Genomic DNA, 19,195 nt, shown 5'->3' with positions numbered 1-19,195 from the left:
CTTCAGATCGGCAGGCCCAGCGTGGAAGTTGTCATCGTTCCGGACGCCAAGGCGGGTGGCGAGCTGATAGCCGAGGCCATGGCCCAGCTGCTCAGGCGCAAGCCCGACGCCCTGCTCGGCGTGGCCACCGGGTCGACGCCGCTGCCCATCTACGCGGCGCTCGCGGCGAAGGTGCGCTCCGGTGCCGTGGACGCCTCGCTCGCACGGATCGCGCAGCTCGACGAGTATGTGGGGCTGCCGGCCGAGCACCCCGAGTCGTACCGGTCGGTGCTGCGGCGCGAGGTGCTGGAGCCGCTCGGGGTCGGGATGGACGCGTTCATGGGGCCCGACGGCACGGCCGAGGACGTGCAGGGGGCGTGCGAGGCGTATGACGCGGCGCTGGCCGAGGCCGGGGGCGTAGATCTGCAGTTGCTCGGGATCGGGACGGACGGGCACATCGGGTTCAACGAGCCGTGTTCGTCGCTGGCCTCGCGGACGCGGATCAAGACGCTGACGGAGCAGACGCGGATCGACAACGCGCGGTTCTTCGACGGGGACATCGAGCAGGTGCCGCATCACGTGATCACGCAGGGGATCGGCACGATTCTCGAGGCGCGGCATCTGGTGTTGCTGGCCACGGGTGAGGGCAAGGCGGATGCGGTTGCGGCGACTGTGGAGGGGCCGGTCGCTGCGGTGTGTCCGGCATCGGCGTTGCAGTTGCATCCGCATGCCACGGTTGTTGTGGACGAGGGGGCGGCGTCCAAATTGAAGCTGGCCGACTATTTCCGGCACACGTATGCCAACAAGCCGGATTGGCAGGGGATCTGAGAAGCGGGTTTCGTCTGCCGGGTGCGGTTTGCTGCGGGCTGCGGGCCGTATCCGGCTGGTCGCGCAGTTCCCCGCGCCCCTAGGGACTGAAGGCGCCGGTCCTCTGTAAAAGGGACCGGCGCCTTTCTCGTCGTATCGGCTACTCCCCCGCGATGACCTCCGCCGCCGCCCGCCCGCACACCCGTGCCGCGCCGTGGGTTGCGATGTGCAGGGCGCCTCGGGGTGGCGCCTGGGGGACGCCCATTTCGACCACGATCGTGTCGGGGCGGGCCTCCAGCAGGATGTCGAGGGCCGTTGCCATCCAGGGGTGACGGTGTTCGTCGCGAACCACCGCCACGATCCGTCGGTCCCCCGCCGCGCCCAGTGCTTCCCGACCCGCGTCCTCCCCCGCGAAGCTGCCCGTCTCCGTGCCCGGGAGCAGGCGGCCCAGTTCCGCCGCCACGCCCCAGGGTGTCTCGTCGCCCACGGCGATGTTCGCGACCGGGGTGAACGCGGCGACGTAGGGCGCCTCGGTGAGCGGGGTGAAGTCCGCGGCGCCGGTCACCTTCAGGGCGCGGCGGGCGGCGATCAGGCCTACGTCCGTGCGAGCCGCGCCCTCGGTCGCCGGGGGCGCGGTCGCCGTCCAGCGGGCCAGTTCGCGGACGCGTTCCGCTGCCTCCGCCAGGCGTTCCTCGGGGAGTTCGCCGGAGCGGACCGCGGCGATCAGGGCGTCCCGCAGTCGCCGTACCGTCTCGTCGTCCGCCAGGCCGCCGCCGACGCAGATCGCGTCCGCACCGGCCGCGAGGGCGAGGACGCTGCCGCGTTCGATGCCGTAGGTGGCCGCGATGGCCTGCATCTCCATGCCGTCGGTGACGATCAGGCCGGTGTAGCCGAGGTCGCCGCGCAGGAGGTCCGTCAGGACCGGGCGGGAGAGGGTCGCCGGGTGGTCGGAGTCCAGGGCGGGGATGAGGATGTGCGCGCTCATCATTGCCCTTGTGCCGGCAGCGATCGCCGCGCGGAACGGGGACAGTTCGCGGTCGGACAGCACCTCCACGGCCGCGTCGATGCGTGGGAGGGCGTGGTGGGAGTCGACCGCCGTGTCGCCGTGGCCCGGGAAGTGCTTCGTGCAGGCCGCCACCCCCGCCGACTGCAGGCCGGTGACGTAGGCCGCGGTGTGGCGGGCGACCAGGGCGGTGTCGGCGCCGAAGGAGCGTACGCCGATCACCGGGTTCGCGGGGTTGGAGTTCACGTCCGCCGACGGGGCCCAGTTGAGGTTCACCCCACAGGCCGCGAGACGGCGGCCCAGTTCGGAGGCCACCTGCCTCGTCAGCTCGACGTCGTCCACCGCGCCCAGGGCGTGGTTGCCGGGGAAGCTGGAGCCGCTCCTCACCTCCAGCCTCGTCACATCACCGCCCTCCTCGTCGATGGCGACCAGCACGTCGTCCCGCTCGGCACGCAACTGGGCCGTCAGCGCGGCCAGTTGCTCCGGCGAGGCGATGTTGCGGCCGAACAGGCCGACGGAGGCGAGGCCCTCGCCGAGGCGGCGCAGCAGCCAGTCGGGGGCGGTGGTGCCGGTGAAGCCGGGCTGCAGGACGGTCAGGGCGTCGCGCGTCAAAGTGTCGGTACCGCTGGCGATTGTCGTCATCGGGTGGCGTTATCCCTTCACGGCGCCGGCCGTCAGGCCGTTGACAGCCCTGCGCTGCAGGAAGACGAAGAGGATCAGGATCGGGACGGCGAAGAGGGAGGATGCCGCCATCGTCGCGCCCCAGTCGTTGCCGAAGGCGGTCTGGAAGCTGGACAGCCACAGTGGCAGGGTCTGCGCTTCGGTCTCCTTGTTCAGCACCAGGACCAGGGGGAATTCATTCCATGCGGTGATGAAGCCGAAGAGGGAGGTGGACATCAGGCCGGGTGCCAGCAGCGGCAGGATGACCTTGCGGAACGCCTGGGCGCGGGTGCAGCCGTCGACCATCGCGGCCTCTTCCAGGTCACGGGGCACGGAGGCGACGAAGCCGCGCAGGGTCAGGATGGTGAAGGGCAGGATCATCATCATGTAGAAGACCGTCAGCGGCACGAGGCTGTTCAGCATCGACGCGTCCCGCACGATCATGTACATCGCGATGATCATCACCTCCCAGGGCGCCATCTGGGCCAGCATGAAGCCGATGACGAAACCGCGCCGCCCTTTGAACCGCATCCGGGCGAGGGCGAAGGAGCCCGCCAGCGCGATGACCAGGGCCAGAGCGACCGCGCAGAGCGTGACGATCAGCGAGTTGGTGACGTACGTCCAGAAGTGGTCGACGCCGGTCGCCCTCTTGAAGTGCTCGAAGGTGACGTCGGTGGGGAACCAGACCGGGTCCTCCGAGATGATGTCGCCGGTCGGTTTGAAGGCCGTGGCGAACATCCAGTACACGGGGAAGACGAAGCCGATGAACAGGACGACGGCCGTGACGTTGGGCCACAGGCGGCCGAAGAGCGAGCGCTGCACCGCTAGACCTCCTCTTCCTCTCGCTTGAGCACGATCCTGAGGTAGTAGGCCGTCAGGCCGAGCAGGATCAGAATGGTCAGGACGGCGATCGCGGCGCCCATGCCGTAGTGCTGGTTGCCGACGCCCTCGATGTAGGCGTAGACGGGCAGGATCTCGGTGAGCCGGTCGGGGCCGCCGCCGTTGATGGTGAAGACCTGCACGAACGCCTTGAAGACCCAGATGATCTCCAGGAAGGTCGTGGCGTAGAGGAAGGGGCGCAGGAAGGGGAGGGTCACCGTGGTGAAGCTCTTCCAGCCGCCCGCGCCGTCGAGCGCCGCGGCCTCGTAGAGCTCGCCCGGGATGGTGGTGGTGGCCGCGTACAGGTTGATCGCGACGAACGGGATCGACTGCCAGACGATCAGTACCGTGACCACGAAGAACGTCGACATCTGGCTGCTGGTCCAGCTGTAGTCGGCCATGGAGTGCCAACCGAGCTTGTCCAGGACCCAGTTGACGACGCCGAAGCGCTGCGCGAACAGCCACTGGTAGACGGTGGTCGCGGCGACCACGGGCATCGCCCAGGCCAGCACGAGCCCGATCATCAGCGTGACCCGCATCCGCTTGCCGAGGCGGGCCAGCAGCAGGCCGACCAGGGCTCCCAGGATCATGATCAGGGCGACGTTGACCGCCGTGAACAGGATCGAGCGCAGGGTGACGCGCCAGAAGTCCCGCCGGTGAGGACCTCCTTGTAGTTGTCGATGCCGTTCCACTCGGTGACGTGCTGGATCAGCTGCGCCATGTTGAGGTTCTGGAACGACAGCAGGACGTCCTTCAGCAGCGGCCAGCCGAGCAGCAGCACGGTGGCCGCGCAGGCCGGCAGCAGCAACAGGTACGGGGTGAGCGCGCCGAGGCGCGACGCGGCTCGGGGCCCCTGCCCGGCGGGTCCGCTCTCGTCCCTCTTGACTACGTCCACCGGGCCGGAGGGCGGCCGTTCGGTCTGCACGGTCATGCTCGCGATCTCTCTTCTCGACCTACGTACCTGGACCCGCGTACGGTCGCCGGGGCGGGGGGCGTCACGCGCATCCCCCGCCCCGGCGCGCACACCGGCGCCGTTACTGCCGCTGGTCCTACTGCTGCTGCGACAGGCGCTTGTTGAACTCGCCCTCGACCTGCTTGGCCGCCTCGGCCGGCGACTTACCGTTCAGCACGGCGGTCATGTACGTCTTGATCGGGTTGGGCGCGTTCTCCACGGCCGCCCACTCCGGGATCAGCGGCGTGGTGCCACCACCCGCGACGGCCGGCGCGGCGGCCTCGGCGACGGCGTTGCCCTTGAGGTTGGTCTGCAGCGACTCCTTGTTCGGGATGACGCCGTTGAGCTTGGCCAGCTCGCCCTCGTACTTGTCGGACAGGGCGATCTTCAGGAACTCCTTGGCCAGCTCCTGCTTCTTGCTGCCCGCGGCGACCGCGAGGTTGGAGCCGCCGAGGAAGACGCCCTCGGGCTTGTCGGCCGTGGCACCCGGGATGGTGAAGTAGCCGATCTCCTTCTCGATCTTCGGGTTGGCCTTGATCGCGACGCCGGCCTCCCAGCCCATGCCGATGAAGGCACCGACCTTGCCCTTGCCAAAGACCTCGGCCTGCTGCGGGGTGGCCTCGTCCTTGTCCTTGGGCGCCTTGGACAGCGCCTGGAACTTCTTGTACGTCTCCATGGCGGCAGCGACCTTCGGGTCGTCGAGGTTGGAGACGTACTTGTCGCCGTCCTTCTTCACCAGCTCGGCGCCCTCACCGATGGTCAGGCCGACGAAGTGGTACCAGTTCTGGCCGGGCAGGTAGAGGGGCTCGGCGTCGGTCTTCTCGCCGATCTGCTTGAGGTCGGCGTAGAACTCGTCGCGGGTCTTGGGGGTGTCCTTGATGCCCGCCTCGGCCCAGATCTTCTTGTTGTAGAGGACGACGCGGTTGGCGAAGTACCACGGCACCGCGTACTGCTTGCCGTCGTAGATCGACGACTCGTTCAGGGACTCGGTCCAGTCGGCGCCGATCCCGGTCTTGAGGTCGGCGAGGTCGGCGAGGCCGCCGGTCTTGGCGTAGGCCGGGGTCTGGGTGTTGCCGATCTCGAAGACGTCCGGCGGGTTCTCCTCCGACAGGGCGGTGGTCAGCTTCTGCTGGATGCCGTTCCACTGCTGGATCTCGAACTTGACCTTGGCCTTGGTCTTCTTCTCGAAGGCCGCGGCGACGTCCTTCTGCCACTGGTCGGGCGACGAGCCGTCCATCACCCACACGGTGAGCGTCTGGCCCGCGTAGCCGTCCGCCCCGGCCTTGTCCCCGCCGTCGCCGTTGTCTCCCCCGCACGCCGCCAGGGAGATCATCATGCCCGCGACACCGATCGCGGATATCAGCTTGCGCTTCACGCCACCCTCCTCAGGGATGCCCACACCTCCCGCCCATGGGCGGACCTGGACCAATGGTGTAGACCAGTAGGGGGAGCTTGGACCAGACCAGGAAGCGTGTCAAGGGTGGCCGAATAGCCCCTGACCAGCCGTTATGGGACCTACATATGCAGGAACCTTTAAGTAAGAAGCCAGCGAAAACAGCGGCACCGGAGTACTCTCGTCCGCTAGACCACTTGGCACTGTGGACTAGACCAAAAGAGGTGGCGACGGTATACAGAAGGGATCACGATGTGATCCGCATCCGGAGCCGGGAAGGCAGGCCATGAGCACCGACGTCAGCAGTGCGGAGAACGAGAACGGCGCCACCGTCCGTACCGCCCGCGTGCCCAAGTACTACCGCCTGAAGAAGCACCTCCTCGACATGACGGAGACCCAGGCGCCCGGCACCCCCGTCCCGCCCGAGCGGACCCTGGCCGCCGAGTTCGACACCTCCCGCACGACCGTGCGCCAGGCCCTGCAGGAACTGGTCGTCGAGGGGCGCCTGGAGCGCATCCAGGGCAAGGGCACGTTCGTCGCCAAGCCGAAGGTCTCGCAGGCCCTGCAACTCACCTCGTACACCGAGGACATGCGCGCCCAGGGCCTGGAGCCGACCTCCCAGCTGCTGGACATCGGCTACATCACCGCCGACGACCGCCTCGCCGACCTGCTCGACATCACGGCCGGCGGCCGGGTGCTGCGCATCGAGCGGCTGCGCATGGCGAACGGGGAGCCGATGGCCATCGAGACGACCCATCTGAGCGCGAAACGCTTCCCGGCGCTCAGGCGCAGCCTCGTGAAGTACACCTCCCTCTACACCGCGCTCGCCGAGGTCTACGACGTCCATCTCGCCGAGGCCGAGGAGACCATCGAGACCTCCCTGGCCACCCCGCGCGAGGCCGGCCTGCTCGGCACCGACGTGGGCCTGCCGATGCTGATGCTGTCCCGGCACTCGCTGGACCGGGAGGGGCAGCCGGTGGAGTGGGTGCGGTCGGTTTACCGAGGGGACCGCTACAAGTTCGTGGCCAGGCTCAAGCGGCCCGCCGAATAAGGCTGTTGAAGCGTCCACCGCGGTAGTGCACGCGGTGTAGCGCAACTGCGCATCCTGCTCTACGGTCCTCCCGTCGCCGCATGGACGGGAGGACTCCCCGGTGCGTACCGCGAACGTCCGAACCATCGTCGTCTGGAGCCTCGTCGCGCTCGTCGGTGCGGCGGGGTGGACCGTGCTCGCGCTCTCCCGCGGTGAGGAGGTCTCCGCCGCCTGGATGGTCGCGGCCGCCCTCGGCTCGTACGCGATCGCCTACCGCTTCTACGCCAAGTTCATCGCGTACAAGGTCCTGAAAGTCGACAGGACCAGGGCCACCCCGGCCGAACGCCTCAACAACGGCATCGACTTCCACCCCACCGACCGCCGCGTCCTGCTCGGCCACCACTTCGCAGCGATCGCCGGCGCCGGACCGCTGGTCGGCCCGGTCCTTGCCGCGCAGATGGGCTATCTCCCGGGCACGATCTGGATCATCGCGGGTGTCATCTTCGCGGGCGCGGTCCAGGACATGGTGGTGCTGTTCTTCTCCACCCGCCGGGACGGACGGTCGCTGGGGCAGATGGCGCGTGAGGAGATCGGCCCGTTCGGCGGCGCGGCCGCGCTGCTCGCCACCTTCGCCATCATGATCGTCCTGCTCGGCGTGCTGGCGCTGGTGATCGTCAACGCCCTCGCGCAGTCGCCGTGGGGGACCTTCTCCATCGCGATGACGATCCCGATCGCCCTGCTGATGGGCTTCTATCTGCGGGTCCTGCGCCCCGGTCGGGTCGCCGAGGTGTCGCTGATCGGCGTCGCCCTGCTGCTGTTCGCCCTGGTCGCGGGCCGCTGGGTCGCCGAGTCGTCCTGGGCCGACACCTTCACCCTCGCGCCCTCGACGCTGGTCGTCTGGCTGGTGGCGTACGGCTTCATCGCCTCTATCCTGCCGGTGTGGATGCTGCTGGCGCCGCGCGACTACCTGTCGACCTTCATGAAGATCGGCACGATCTTCCTGCTCGCCCTTGGTGTCGTCATCGCCTTGCCGACGCTGAAGATGGACGCGGTGACGGACTTCGCCTCACGCGGCGACGGCCCGGTCTTCGCGGGATCCCTCTTCCCCTTCGTCTTCATCACCATCGCCTGCGGCGCCCTGTCCGGCTTCCACTCGCTGATCTCGTCCGGTACGACGCCGAAGATGATCCAGAAGGAGACGCAGGTCCGGATGATCGGCTACGGCTCCATGCTGATGGAGTCGTCGGTCGCCGTGATGGCGCTGGTCGCGGCGAGCATCATCGACCCGGGCCTGTACTTCGCGATGAACGCGCCCGCCGGGGTCATCGGGGACACCGTGCAGAACGCCTCGCAGGTCGTGGGCAGTTGGGGCTACCAGATCTCCCCCGAGGCGCTCGCCCGGGCCGCGGAGAACGTCGAGGAAGCGAGCCTGCTCTCCCGTACCGGCGGCGCGCCCACCCTCGCCATCGGGGTCTCGGAGATCTTCTCCCAGGTCACCGGCGGCGGCCTGCGCGCCTTCTGGTACCACTTCGCAATCATGTTCGAGGCGCTGTTCATCCTGACCGCGCTGGACGCCGGAACCCGCGTGGGCCGGTTCATGCTCCAGGACATGCTGGGCAACGTCCACCGGCCGTTCAAGAACGTCAGCTGGAAGCCCGGCCTGGTCATCACCAGCGCGATCGTGTGCGGCCTGTGGGGGTACTTCCTGTGGGTCGGCGTTCATGAGCCCCTCGGCGGCATCAACCAGCTCTTCCCGATCTTCGGCATCTCGAACCAGCTGCTGGCCGCGGTCGCCCTCGCCGTCTGCACGACCCTGCTGGTGAAGTCCGGCCGCCTCAAGTGGGCCTGGATCACCGGTGTTCCGCTCGCCTGGGACGCCACGGTGACGCTCACCGCCAGCTGGCAGAAGGTGTTCTCCAGCGACCCGAAGGTCGGCTTCTTCAAGCAGCGTCAGGTGTTCCAGGACGCCATCGACCGCGGCGAGGTCCTGCCGCCCGCCAAGTCCATGGACGACATGCACACCGTGGTCACCAACTCCACGGTGGACGGCGTCCTCTCCGCGGTCCTCGCGCTCCTGATCGTCGTAGTGATCGTCGACGCTCTGCGCGTGTGCGTCCGGCATGTCCGCCGCCCGGCACTGTCCACGCTGAGCGAGGCGCCGTACGTCGAGTCGAAGATCACCGCTCCGGCCGGGCTGTTCCCGACGAAGGAGGAGAAGGAGGAGGAGCGCGGTGCGGTCGCTTCGACGGGTGCTTAGCGGGGTGCGCTGGTATGTGCGTGAGCTGACCGACGAGTCGGCGTACGACCGCTATGTGGCACACCTACGGCGCGAGCACCCGGACGCGAGGGTGCCCTCCCGGCGCGACTTCGAGCGGATGCGGACCGACCGCCAGGAAGCGGATCCGCGCCAGGGGTTCCGCTGCTGCTGAGCGCCCGCTGTCCCTGCTTCCTCCGCAGTCGTACACACCAACCCTCCACATCCGATATGCGGACGGGGTCTTCCGCTGTCGTTGCACCGTCACCTACATTGCCTGCGCGTTTCTAGGTGATCAGTGAGGGGACGGAGCCGTCAGATGTCAGATGCCCCAGAGGTGAACAGAGGTTTGGTGACACCCGCCCGGGTCGTCATCGCGCTCTGCCTCTTCGCGCCCTTCGTGGCGATGCTGTGGGTCGGTTCGTACGCCAAGACGGATCCGGAGTTCGCCGGCATCCCGTTCTTCTACTGGTACCAGATGCTGTGGGTCCTGCTCTCCACGCTGCTGACGATGGTCGCGTACAAGCTGTGGCAGCGTGACCAGCGCGCCCGTGCTTCCCAGAAGGGCGGTGCGTCGGAGTGAAGAACGACGTGAACGGCGTGGCACTCGCCGTCTTCATCTTCTTCTTCCTGGCCGTCACGGTCATGGGCTTCCTGGCCGCGCGCTGGCGCAAGGCCGAGAACGAGCACAGCCTCGACGAATGGGGCCTGGGCGGCCGGTCGTTCGGCACCTGGATCACCTGGTTCCTGCTCGGCGGCGACCTGTACACGGCGTACACCTTCGTGGCCGTCCCGGCGGCGATCTACGCGGCGGGCGCGGCGGGCTTCTTCGCGGTGCCGTACACGATCCTCGTCTACCCGCTGATCTTCACCTTCCTGCCCCGCCTGTGGTCGGTCTCCCACAAGCACGGCTATGTGACGACCTCGGACTTCGTACGCGGCCGCTTCGGCTCGAAGGGCCTGTCGCTGGCCGTGGCCGTCACCGGCATCCTGGCGACGATGCCGTACATCGCGCTGCAGTTGGTGGGCATCCAGGCGGTCCTCGACGTCATGGGCGTCGGCGGCGGCGAGAACACGAACTGGTTCATCAAGGACCTGCCGCTGCTGATCGCCTTCGGTGTGCTGGCCGCGTACACCTACTCCTCGGGCCTGCGCGCCCCCGCGCTGATCGCGTTCGTGAAGGACACGCTGATCTACGTCGTCATCGCGGTGGCGATCATCTACATCCCGATCAAGCTGGGCGGGTTCGACGAGATCTTCGGGGCCGCGGAGAAGAAGTACACGGATGCCGGTGCGGGCGGGCTCATCCCGCCTGCGGCAGGCCAGTGGACGTACGCCACCCTGGCGTTCGGTTCGGCCCTGGCGCTCTTCATGTACCCGCACTCGATCACGGCGACGCTGTCCTCGCGCAGCCGTGAGGTGATCCGCCGCAACACGACGATCCTGCCGCTGTACTCGCTGATGCTCGGCCTGCTCGCACTGCTGGGCTTCATGGCCATCGCGGCCGCGGTCACCGTCGACAACCCGCAGTTGGCGATCCCGCAGCTCTTCGAGGACATGTTCCCCAGCTGGTTCGCGGGCGTGGCCTTCGCGGCGATCGGTATCGGCGCCCTCGTCCCCGCGGCCATCATGTCCATCGCGGCCGCGAACCTCTTCACCCGCAACATCTACAAGGACTTCATCAAGCCCGACGCGACAGCCAAGCAGGAGACGCAGGTCTCCAAGCTGGTCTCGCTCCTGGTGAAGGTCGGCGCGCTGGTCTTCGTCCTGACCATGGACAAGACGGTCGCGATCAACTTCCAGCTGCTGGGCGGTATCTGGATCCTGCAGACCTTCCCGGCCCTGGTCGGCGGCCTGTTCACCCGCTGGTTCCACCGCTGGGCGCTGCTCGCCGGCTGGGCGGTCGGCATGATCTACGGCACGATCGCGGCCTACAACGTCTCCACTCCGGCGCAGAAGCACTTCGGCGGCTCGTCGGCGGAGATCCCCGGCATCGGGGAGATCGGCTACATCGGCCTGACGGCGTTCGTGCTGAACGTGGTGGTGGCGGTGGTCCTGACCTTCGTCCTGAAGGCGGCGAAGGCTCCCGAGGGCATCGACGAGACGAAGCCGGAGGACTACACGGCGGACGCGGGCGACCCGGGCGTGCAGGTGGAACTCCCGCCGGCGACCGCGGGCACGTCCCACTGAGCATCTGACATCGACGGGCCGCCGGAGACATCCGGCGGCCCGTTGTCGTACCCGTCGGACAGTGGCCGCTAGTCCCTGGTCCGCCTGGCCATCGCGTCCCAGAAATCGTCCAGTTCGCGGACACGCATACTCACCCAGTGCGGCATCTTCCTCCGCACCCCCCTGGGCAGCCACCGCTTCACGCGCCCCGGCAAGAGCGCCTGCTGCTGGCGGCAGAACGGCTCCCGGATCTCCCCCCGCGGTACACAGCCCCGGGGTGGGTACGGGCAGAGCTGGAACCTGCAGTCGGGCAGACAGGTGGAGCCCGGCGTGGGCGGGTCCGAGATGCCGGCCCGCAGGTCGGGCCGGAGCGGCCCACGGTCGCTGCGGATGCACGGCGGAAGCGGCATCCCCGGCTGCTCCGCGCGGGCCATCCGCTCCTCGACCTCGTCCGGATGCCCGTCCCGATCGATGAGGTTCAGCATCACGAGCATGTCGGCGACGAGACGCTGGGCGCGTGCGTCCAGGGTGCTCCAGCCGACCGAGGGCGGAATCCACAGGTTGTGCTTGCGGTATGCCTCGGGGTTGCCGGTGCGCGCGCCGATGTTGTCGGCGACGCCCTTCTCGTCGATCCACAGGAAGCGTTCGGGTTGCCCGGTCTCCAGCGCGAGGGCTACCAGGTCGCCTGCCTCGGCGACGAACGGATGCAGCAGCCGTCGGGGTGAGTCGCCGTCCGCACCGGGATGGCCGTGCGCTCTGTTCGCCGTGCCGGCCATCGAAAGCCAGCGCTCCACGGTCTGCACGGCGGTCGCCCCGCCCATGGCCTGGGCCGGCTCGCTCACGCCGTCGCGGTCGCCGTCCTTGCCCGGCGTCGCCTCCGCGCCCCGCTCATGGCTGCTCACGCTGTCCGGGAGCTCCCACAGGCACAGCGCCTGGAGCAGGATGAGCTGTGCATACCAGCACCGGGACTGCTGCAGCACGGTCTCCGCCTGGCGGATCAGGTCGGCGCGACCGCCCGGGTAGGCGTGCGGGTGCCGTTTGCGCCGGTTCGCCGCGTACTTGAAGCCCTGGGCCAGCGCGGCTTCGAGGGCGAGCGGCAGGTCGGGGACACCGCCGGTGGCTTTCGGGTCGAGGTGGCGCAGCCACTTGGTGAGGCGTTCCCGGGCCTCCTCACGGTGGGCCTCGTCGACCGAACCCAGCAGCATGGGGACCAGCCAGGCGCGCATCACGAACTCCCGGAACAGATCGACCCGTCTCTGCCGGTAGTCCTGGTTGAGTTCTCGCCGGACCCGCTGCAACCGGGCGATGCGCTCGGACCTGGCCCGTGAGGGCGCGGCGGCCCTCGCCACGCCCATGCGCTCGGCCCATTGCTCGTACTTCTGCCGCTTCCATGCCTTCAACTCGCCGAGCCTGTTGTTGTACTCGTTCACGGGGTCGCTGTTCAGCCCGACCCGCGCACGGATCAGGGCGAACGCCGGGTTGCCGCCCGTGCCGAACTCCTGGGCGGCGGCCAGGCGTATGGAGTAGGAGGGCTCCTGCACGCCGATCTCGAAGAGCTGCTCGTAGAGCGGGGTGGTGTCGATCCGGTCGGAGACGGCCCGCAGTGCGGCTCCGAGTTGCTTGAGCAGCCTCAGTTTCGCGTCGTCGAGGGTGCGCTGGTCCCCCTTGAAGCCGGCCCAGCTCTTGCGCACCCTGTCCACGATGCCGCCGAGCAGTCGCGGATCGCGCTCGACGCTCTCGATCTCCATGGCAGCCGCGTAGAGATCCAGCGCCTTCGGGTCGTCCGTACGGCGGTCCGCGGCCCTGCACAGCCGGTGGGCCAAGGTGTGTCCGCGCACGGGCGACTGGCGGACCAGCTCCTCGATCTCCTTCTTCACCTCGGCGCGCACACCGCCCCCTTGGGCCCTGAGCTTCGCCGCCCGCCGACGGGACAACAGCATCAGGGCGATGAGCAGTTCGCGACTGGGGCCGGGCGGCTGCAGTGCCTGCTCGACGAGCTCTCCGGCGCCCCGCTCCCCCAGCTGATTCAGGACGCGGTAGCCGAAGTAGGCCTGGACGATGCTGTGCGGGAAACGGACCTTGCGCTCGAAGCCCTCCACCAGCGCGAGCTTGTCCGCGTTGCTCGCGAACCGGGCGAGGACGGCACGGCACTGGTCCATGTTCCCTTCGCGCAGCCGCCTTCTCTCCTCCTCGCCGAGCCGATCGCAGAGCACGTCCCAGATCTGTTGCCGGTGCCACTCGGAGAAGACGTTCCCGCGTCTGCCGTACCGGTCGAAGCCGCGTCGGCTGGTCCACAGATGCTCGGCCCGGGCCTGAGCGCGCCGCGCCGGGCCGGCGTGGACGTCCGTGTTCAGCAGCTCCCCGAAGCCGACCTCCAGCTTGTCCTGGAGCAGTCCGACGCATGCCAGGGCAGAGACCACTTCGAGGGTGTCCCGGCGCTCCTGCGGGGTCAGCGCGACGTCCTCCCGCAGCCGGCCCTGGCACAGCGCCTCGTCCCACGTCTCCAGCAGCCACAGCCGCAGTGTGCCGCGGTCCCGGCTGCGGGTGTTCATGTGCTGCGGGTCGTTGTCCGGCCGGTCGTGCTCCAGAGCTCCGTGGCGGTGCAGTTCCCGGGCGATCTGCAGATAGACGGGTGACTCGGTCACCTCCGCCGTCTCCACGATCCAGTCGACGCGGCGCTCGTCCGTCTCCGGGACGTGCGCCTGGACGAAGCGCAGGGCCTCCTCCTCGCTGAGCGGTTCCAGCTCGACGATCGCGGCGGACGTGCTCTCCAGGGGGCTGTGCGGCCGGGAGGCGATGACGAGGGGCAGCTTCTCCTCGTGGGCACGCTCGATGGCCCGCCGGATGATGTTGTCCCGGTTCTGCTGGTGGTCGTCGTCGAGGAGAGCCTCCTCCAGTCCGTCGGCGATGACGACCGGCTTGTCGTCGGCGAGCAGCTGCTGCCAGACCCGCTCGGTCTTGCCGCGCGCGAGGATGCCGCGGGGTGCCTCGTCGGCGAAGCGCCGTCTGGCCATGCGTTCGAAGTTCAGTTCGCTCCCGTCGGTGGCGTCCCGCAGCCGGATCGGCACGGGCACGGCGTTCTGCCGGGCCAGCAGTTCGGTGAGCCGTACCAGGACCGCGGTCTTGCCGACGCCGATGCCGCCGACCAGCAGATAGGGCCGGCGCGTGTCGCGTTCCCGCAGCCGCTCGGCGATGACCTGGGCGATCTCCTCCCGGCCCACGATCTCGGCGGTGTCCGGTCCGGCGGTGGGCACCAGCCGGTGGGGGTCGACCCGCGCCTTCGCGAGATAGCGGCGCTTGGTCCACCGGTACCACCAGAACAGGAAGAGCGTGGCGGCGATCGACGCGGTGAGCACCGGGCCGACGAAGCGCATGACGGTCTCGAACCCCGGGTTGCCCTGCCGCCACTGCTCGAAGCCGGTCGTGTCCTGCGAGATCAGGATGTACAGGCCCTCCACGCACCAGGCGAGCAGCGCGAGTGCGGCCACCAGCCAGATGGCCCGGGTGACGTTGGTGTAGGAGACCCATCGGCGCCACTTCCTGGGGCGGGTGGTGCCGCGGCGGGCCTCCAGACGGATCGTCAGCGTGTGCCAGTGGCCCAGGAAGCCGCGTCTGGCCCAGCCGGCCGCCCGCCTCGGAGCCAGTGTCGCCATCGGCGCGTTGCGCGGCCGCTCCTTGCCGGGCGGGCGACGGACGACCCTCGTCATCATGCGTCTCCTTCCGAGAAGGGCTCTCGAAACGGAGGGACCGCGGGCGCCGACACCTACCTCCATGGAAGCACTCGCAGCACGCCCCGCAACCCGGTCGAAAACCCCGGGCCCGCGGCCATCCCCGTCCGGCAGACTCGGGACCATGGACATCGTGATCCGGCAGGTGGAACCCGGCGAGTACGACGCCCTCGGTGAGATCACCGCGCAGGCCTACCTCCAGGACGGACTGCTCGACTTCGGGCACAGCGACGAGTACCTCGGCGAGCTGAGGGACGTGGCCAAGCGGGCGGCCGCCGCCGAGGTGCTGGCCGCCGTGCACAACGGCCGCGTCGTCGGCGGTGTCACCTTCGTACCGTCCGGCGGCCCCATGGCCGACATAGCCGGCCCCGGCGAGGCGGAGATCCGCATGCTCGCCGTCTCGCGGGAGGCACGCGGCCGGGGCGCCGGCGAGGCCCTCGTACGTGCCTGTGTCGCCCGCGCACGGGCCACGGAGGGCTGCGTCCGGATCGTCCTGTCGACCCAGCGCACCATGCACGGCGCCCACCGCATCTACGAACGTCTGGGCTTCGTCCGCACACCCGAGCGGGACTGGAATCCGATCCCGCACCTCGACGACATCACTCTTCTCACCTATGAGTTGACGCTCTGAAACCACCGCGACACAACATCTGGGGGTGGCGTGGCGGGTGAGCACAAGATGTATGCTCATGCTCGCTGTCGCCGCAGGGGAATCCGGTGCGAATCCGGAACTGTCCCGCAACGGTGTACTTGTGCATGTCTGTTCCCAGAAACGCCGTGCACAGGAGTCAGTCCGAGGACCTGCCGACAGTGCACCCGGCCATCCGGTCGGTGTGCCCGACGTCCGGGCCTCGTGGAATGGGCCGGTGGACGCGACGCCGCGTGCGCTCGTGTGCTGCCCCCTGCCCTCGCCGAGGCCCCGTGCCGAGCGAGGGAGAGCCCCACGTGACCATCGCGCCAGCCGATCCTGCTTCAGCAGCGCCGTCCGCGACCATGGCGGCGGCCGACGGTCCCGGTGCCGCGCTGCTGCGGACCCTGACCGAGCTGACCGCCGACCTCCCCGACGCCGACCCCGGCCGGGTGGCCGCCGCCGCGCTGCGCGGCCGGTCCTCGCGGGCCGACGATGCGGAGCTGCGCGAGCTGGCCACCGAGGCGGCCGCCGGGCTCATCTCCGAGGACCCCGCCTACAGCAGGCTGGCCGCCCGGCTGCTGACCATCTCCATCGCCGCCGAGGCCGCCTCGCAGGGCGTGACGTCCTTCACCGAGTCGGTCGCGGTCGGCCACCGCGAGGGCCTCATCGCCGACCGGACCGCCGAGTTCGCGCGTCTCCACGCCGCCCACCTGGACGCGCTCGTCGACCCGGCCGCCGACGACCGCTTCGGTTACTTCGGCCTGCGCACCCTGCACAGCCGGTACCTGCTCCGGCACCCCCTCACCCGCAAGGTCATCGAGACGCCCCAGCACTTCATGCTGCGCGTCGCCGCCGGCCTCGCCGAGGACGACACGGTGAGGTCGGTCGACGAAGTCGCCGCGCTCTACGGGCTCATGAGCCGCCTCGACTACCTCCCCTCCTCCCCCACGCTCTTCAACTCCGGCACCCGGCACCCCCAGATGTCGTCCTGCTACCTCCTCGACTCCCCCAAGGACGAGCTGGACTCCATCTACGACCGCTACCACCAGGTGGCCCGCCTCTCCAAGCACGCCGGCGGCATCGGGCTGTCGTACTCCCGCATCCGCAGCCGGGGTTCGCTGATCCGCGGCACCAACGGCCACTCCAACGGCATCGTTCCGTTCCTGAAGACGCTCGACGCCTCCGTCGCCGCGGTGAACCAGGGCGGCCGGCGCAAGGGTGCCGCGGCGGTCTACCTGGAGACCTGGCACTCCGACATCGAGGAGTTCCTGGAGCTGCGCGACAACACCGGTGAGGACGCCCGCCGTACGCACAACCTCAACCTCGCGCACTGGGTCCCGGACGAGTTCATGCGCCGCGTGAACGCCGACGAGCAGTGGAGCCTGTTCTCGCCCGCCGACGTGCCCGAGCTGGTCGACCTGTGGGGCGAGGAGTTCGACGCGGCGTACCGCAAGGCGGAGGCAGCCGGGCTCGCCAAGAAGACCATCCCCGCCCGTGACCTGTACGGCCGCATGATGCGCACCCTCGCGCAGACCGGCAACGGCTGGATGACCTTCAAGGACGCCGCCAACCGCACCGCCAACCAGACGGCCCTGCCCGGCCATGTCGTCCACTCCTCGAACCTCTGCACGGAGATCCTGGAGGTCACGGACGACGGGGAGACGGCGGTCTGCAACCTGGGGTCCGTGAACCTGGGCGCCTTCGTGGACCCGACGCGTCAGGACATCGACTGGGAGCGGCTCGACGCCACCGTCCGCACCGCCGTCACCTTCCTCGACCGCGTCGTCGACATCAATTTCTACCCGACCGAGCAGGCAGGCCGCTCGAACGCCAGGTGGCGTCCGGTGGGCCTCGGCGCGATGGGCCTGCAGGACGTCTTCTTCAAGCTGCGGCTGCCCTTCGACTCGGCCGAGGCCAAGCAGCTCTCCACGCGGATCGCCGAGCGCATCATGCTCGCCGCGTACGAGGCGTCCGCCGACCTCGCCGAGCGGAACGGTCCCCTTCCGGCCTGGGAGAAGACGCGTACGGCCCGTGGTGTCCTGCACCCCGACCACTACGACGTCGAGCTGACGTGGCCCGAGCGCTGGGCGGCACTGCGCAGCCGTATCGCCGCCACCGGCATGCGCAACTCCCTCCTGCTCGCCATCGCGCCGACCGCCACCATCGCGTCGATCGCCGGCGTGTACGAGTGCATCGAGCCGCAGGTCTCCAACCTGTTCAAGCGCGAGACGCTCTCGGGTGAGTTCCTCCAGGTGAACTCGTACCTGGTGAACGACCTGAAGCAGCTCGGCGTGTGGGACGCCCGCACCCGCGAGGCCCTGCGCGACTCGAACGGCTCGGTGCAGGGTTTCGCCTGGATCCCCGAGGACGTGCGCGCGCTCTACCGCACGGCGTGGGAGATCCCGCAGCGCGGCCTGATCGACATGGCCGCGGCGCGGACCCCCTTCCTCGACCAGTCCCAGTCCCTGAACCTCTTCATGGAGACGCCGACCATCGGCAAGCTCTCCTCGATGTACGCGTACGCCTGGAAGTCGGGCCTGAAGACGACGTACTACCTGCGCTCGCGCCCGGCGACCCGTATCGCCCGCGCCGCCCAGGCGCAGGCCCAAGCCACCATCCCCGTTCAGCAGCCGGCGCCCGAAGACGCCGTCGCCTGCTCCCTGGAAAACCCCGAGTCCTGCGAGGCCTGCCAGTAATGACCACCCGTAACCAGAATCTCCTCGACCCGGGCTTCGAGCTGACCCTGCGCCCCATGCGCTACCCCGACTTCTACGAGCGCTACCGGGACGCCATCAAGAACACCTGGACCGTCGAGGAGGTCGACCTCCACTCGGACGTCGCCGACCTCGCGAAGCTCAGCCCCGCCGAGCAGCACCTCATCGGCCGCCTGGTCGCCTTCTTCGCGACGGGCGACTCGATCGTCGCGAACAACCTGGTGCTGACCCTCTACAAGCACATCAACTCCCCGGAAGCGCGCCTGTACTTGTCGCGCCAGCTCTTCGAGGAGGCCGTCCACGTCCAGTTCTACCTGACCCTCCTGGACACCTACCTCCCCGACCCGGAGGACCGCGCCGCCGCCTTCGATGCCGTCGAGAACATTCCCTCGATCCGCGAGAAGGCCGAGTTCTGCTTCAAGTGGATCAACGAGGTCGAGAAGCTGGAGCGGCTGGAGTCCAAGGCGGACCGCCGCCGCTTCCTGCTCAATCTGATCTGCTTCGCCGCGTGCATCGAGGGCCTGTTCTTCTACGGCGCCTTCGCGTACGTCTACTGGTTCCGCAGCCGGGGTCTGCTGCACGGCCTGGCCACCGGCACCAACTGGGTGTTCCGTGACGAGACGATGCACATGTCCTTCGCGTTCGACGTGGTCGACACCGTCCGCAAGGAGGAGCCGGAGCTCTTCGACGACCAGCTCCAGCAGCAGGTCACCGACATGCTGCGGGAGGCCGTCGAGGCCGAGCTGCAGTTCGCGCGCGACCTGTGCGGTGAGGGCCTCCCGGGCATGAACACCGACTCGATGCGGCAGTACCTGGAGTGTGTCGCCGACCAGCGCCTGACACGCCTCGGCTTCGCTCCGGTGTACGGCTCCGAGAACCCCTTCTCCTTCATGGAGCTGCAGGGCGTCCAGGAACTCACCAACTTCTTCGAGCGGCGTCCGTCGGCGTACCAGGTCGCCGTGGAGGGCACGGTCGACCTGGACGAGGACTTCTAGC

13 protein-coding genes, 1 pseudogene and 1 riboswitch are annotated in these 19,195 nt (G+C 68.9%); of the genes and pseudogenes, 9 read left to right on the top strand and 5 right to left on the bottom strand.

Features of this window, described 5'->3' with window-relative positions; translation table 11 throughout:
- The first annotated feature begins 21 nt into the window (after positions 1-21).
- Positions 22-807, top strand: coding sequence for a glucosamine-6-phosphate deaminase (gene nagB / locus ACQEV2_RS28505; protein ID WP_433047418.1), 786 nt, complete (start codon positions 22-24; stop codon positions 805-807).
- Between the two features lie 139 nt (positions 808-946).
- Here nagB and ACQEV2_RS28500 read toward each other — a convergent pair whose 3' ends face one another.
- The 4 genes and pseudogenes from ACQEV2_RS28500 to ACQEV2_RS28485 form a co-directional block, all read right to left on the bottom strand.
- Positions 947-2,431 carry a glycoside hydrolase family 3 protein gene (locus ACQEV2_RS28500; RefSeq protein WP_433047415.1) on the bottom strand — a complete coding sequence of 495 codons (1,485 nt, stop codon included), beginning with the start codon at positions 2,429-2,431 and terminating at the stop codon, positions 947-949.
- 9 nt (positions 2,432-2,440) lie between these two features.
- The gene (locus ACQEV2_RS28495) at positions 2,441-3,271 is read right to left on the bottom strand and encodes a carbohydrate ABC transporter permease (protein WP_433047412.1); all 831 of its coding nucleotides are present in this window, start codon (positions 3,269-3,271) and stop codon (positions 2,441-2,443) included.
- Positions 3,272-3,273: 2 nt separating this feature from the next.
- Positions 3,274-4,259 (bottom strand): annotated as a pseudogene (locus ACQEV2_RS28490) (carbohydrate ABC transporter permease).
- 118 nt (positions 4,260-4,377) lie between these two features.
- Complete coding sequence (locus ACQEV2_RS28485; RefSeq protein ID WP_433047409.1) at positions 4,378-5,655, bottom strand: extracellular solute-binding protein; 1,278 nt, start codon at positions 5,653-5,655, stop codon at positions 4,378-4,380.
- 304 nt (positions 5,656-5,959) lie between these two features.
- Between ACQEV2_RS28485 and ACQEV2_RS28480 the strand changes: the two genes are divergently transcribed.
- The 5 genes from ACQEV2_RS28480 (at position 5,960) to mctP (ending at position 11,147) form a co-directional block, all read left to right on the top strand.
- On the top strand, positions 5,960-6,724 hold the full coding sequence (locus ACQEV2_RS28480) for a GntR family transcriptional regulator (protein ID WP_194040874.1): 765 nt from the start codon (positions 5,960-5,962) through the stop codon (positions 6,722-6,724).
- Positions 6,725-6,824: 100 nt separating this feature from the next.
- Positions 6,825-8,960 carry a carbon starvation CstA family protein gene (locus ACQEV2_RS28475; protein WP_433047405.1) on the top strand — a complete coding sequence of 712 codons (2,136 nt, stop codon included), beginning with the start codon at positions 6,825-6,827 and terminating at the stop codon, positions 8,958-8,960.
- Positions 8,935-9,132, top strand: coding sequence for a YbdD/YjiX family protein (locus ACQEV2_RS28470; protein WP_433047402.1), 198 nt, complete (start codon positions 8,935-8,937; stop codon positions 9,130-9,132). The genes ACQEV2_RS28475 and ACQEV2_RS28470 overlap by 26 nt, the downstream gene beginning before the upstream one ends.
- 144 nt (positions 9,133-9,276) lie before the next feature.
- Positions 9,277-9,540 (top strand): DUF3311 domain-containing protein, encoded by a 264-nt coding sequence (locus ACQEV2_RS28465; RefSeq protein WP_433047399.1) that lies wholly within the window; start codon positions 9,277-9,279, stop codon positions 9,538-9,540.
- Positions 9,537-11,147 (top strand): monocarboxylate uptake permease MctP, encoded by a 1,611-nt coding sequence (mctP, locus tag ACQEV2_RS28460; RefSeq protein ID WP_433047396.1) that lies wholly within the window; start codon positions 9,537-9,539, stop codon positions 11,145-11,147. The genes ACQEV2_RS28465 and mctP overlap by 4 nt, the downstream gene beginning before the upstream one ends.
- A 68-nt stretch (positions 11,148-11,215) precedes the next feature.
- Here the strand turns inward: mctP and ACQEV2_RS28455 are convergent, their stop codons facing one another.
- A complete protein-coding gene (locus ACQEV2_RS28455) occupies positions 11,216-14,836 on the bottom strand; it encodes an NACHT domain-containing protein (RefSeq protein WP_433047393.1) in 3,621 nt (1,206 codons plus the stop codon).
- 142 nt (positions 14,837-14,978) lie between these two features.
- Between ACQEV2_RS28455 and ACQEV2_RS28450 the strand changes: the two genes are divergently transcribed.
- The 3 genes from ACQEV2_RS28450 (at position 14,979) to ACQEV2_RS28440 (ending at position 19,194) form a co-directional block, all read left to right on the top strand.
- A complete protein-coding gene (locus ACQEV2_RS28450) occupies positions 14,979-15,485 on the top strand; it encodes a GNAT family N-acetyltransferase (RefSeq protein WP_433047390.1) in 507 nt (168 codons plus the stop codon).
- A gap of 17 nt (positions 15,486-15,502) precedes the next feature.
- Positions 15,503-15,677: riboswitch (cobalamin riboswitch) on the top strand.
- Between the two features lie 122 nt (positions 15,678-15,799).
- Positions 15,800-18,181: a ribonucleoside-diphosphate reductase subunit alpha gene (locus ACQEV2_RS28445; protein WP_433047387.1), complete on the top strand. Its 2,382-nt coding sequence runs from the start codon at positions 15,800-15,802 to the stop codon at positions 18,179-18,181.
- Positions 18,181-19,194, top strand: coding sequence for a ribonucleotide-diphosphate reductase subunit beta (locus ACQEV2_RS28440; protein ID WP_433047384.1), 1,014 nt, complete (start codon positions 18,181-18,183; stop codon positions 19,192-19,194). Before ACQEV2_RS28445 ends, ACQEV2_RS28440 begins: the two co-directional genes overlap by 1 nt.
- The last annotated feature ends 1 nt before the right edge of the window (position 19,195 follow it).

This window comes from Streptomyces sp. CA-251387, assembly GCF_050936625.1.
In the GTDB taxonomy this organism is placed as follows: Bacteria; Actinomycetota; Actinomycetes; order Streptomycetales; family Streptomycetaceae; genus Streptomyces.
The sequence above is the reverse complement of the archived record's forward strand: the minus strand, read 5'-3'. Positions and strand labels throughout refer to the sequence as shown.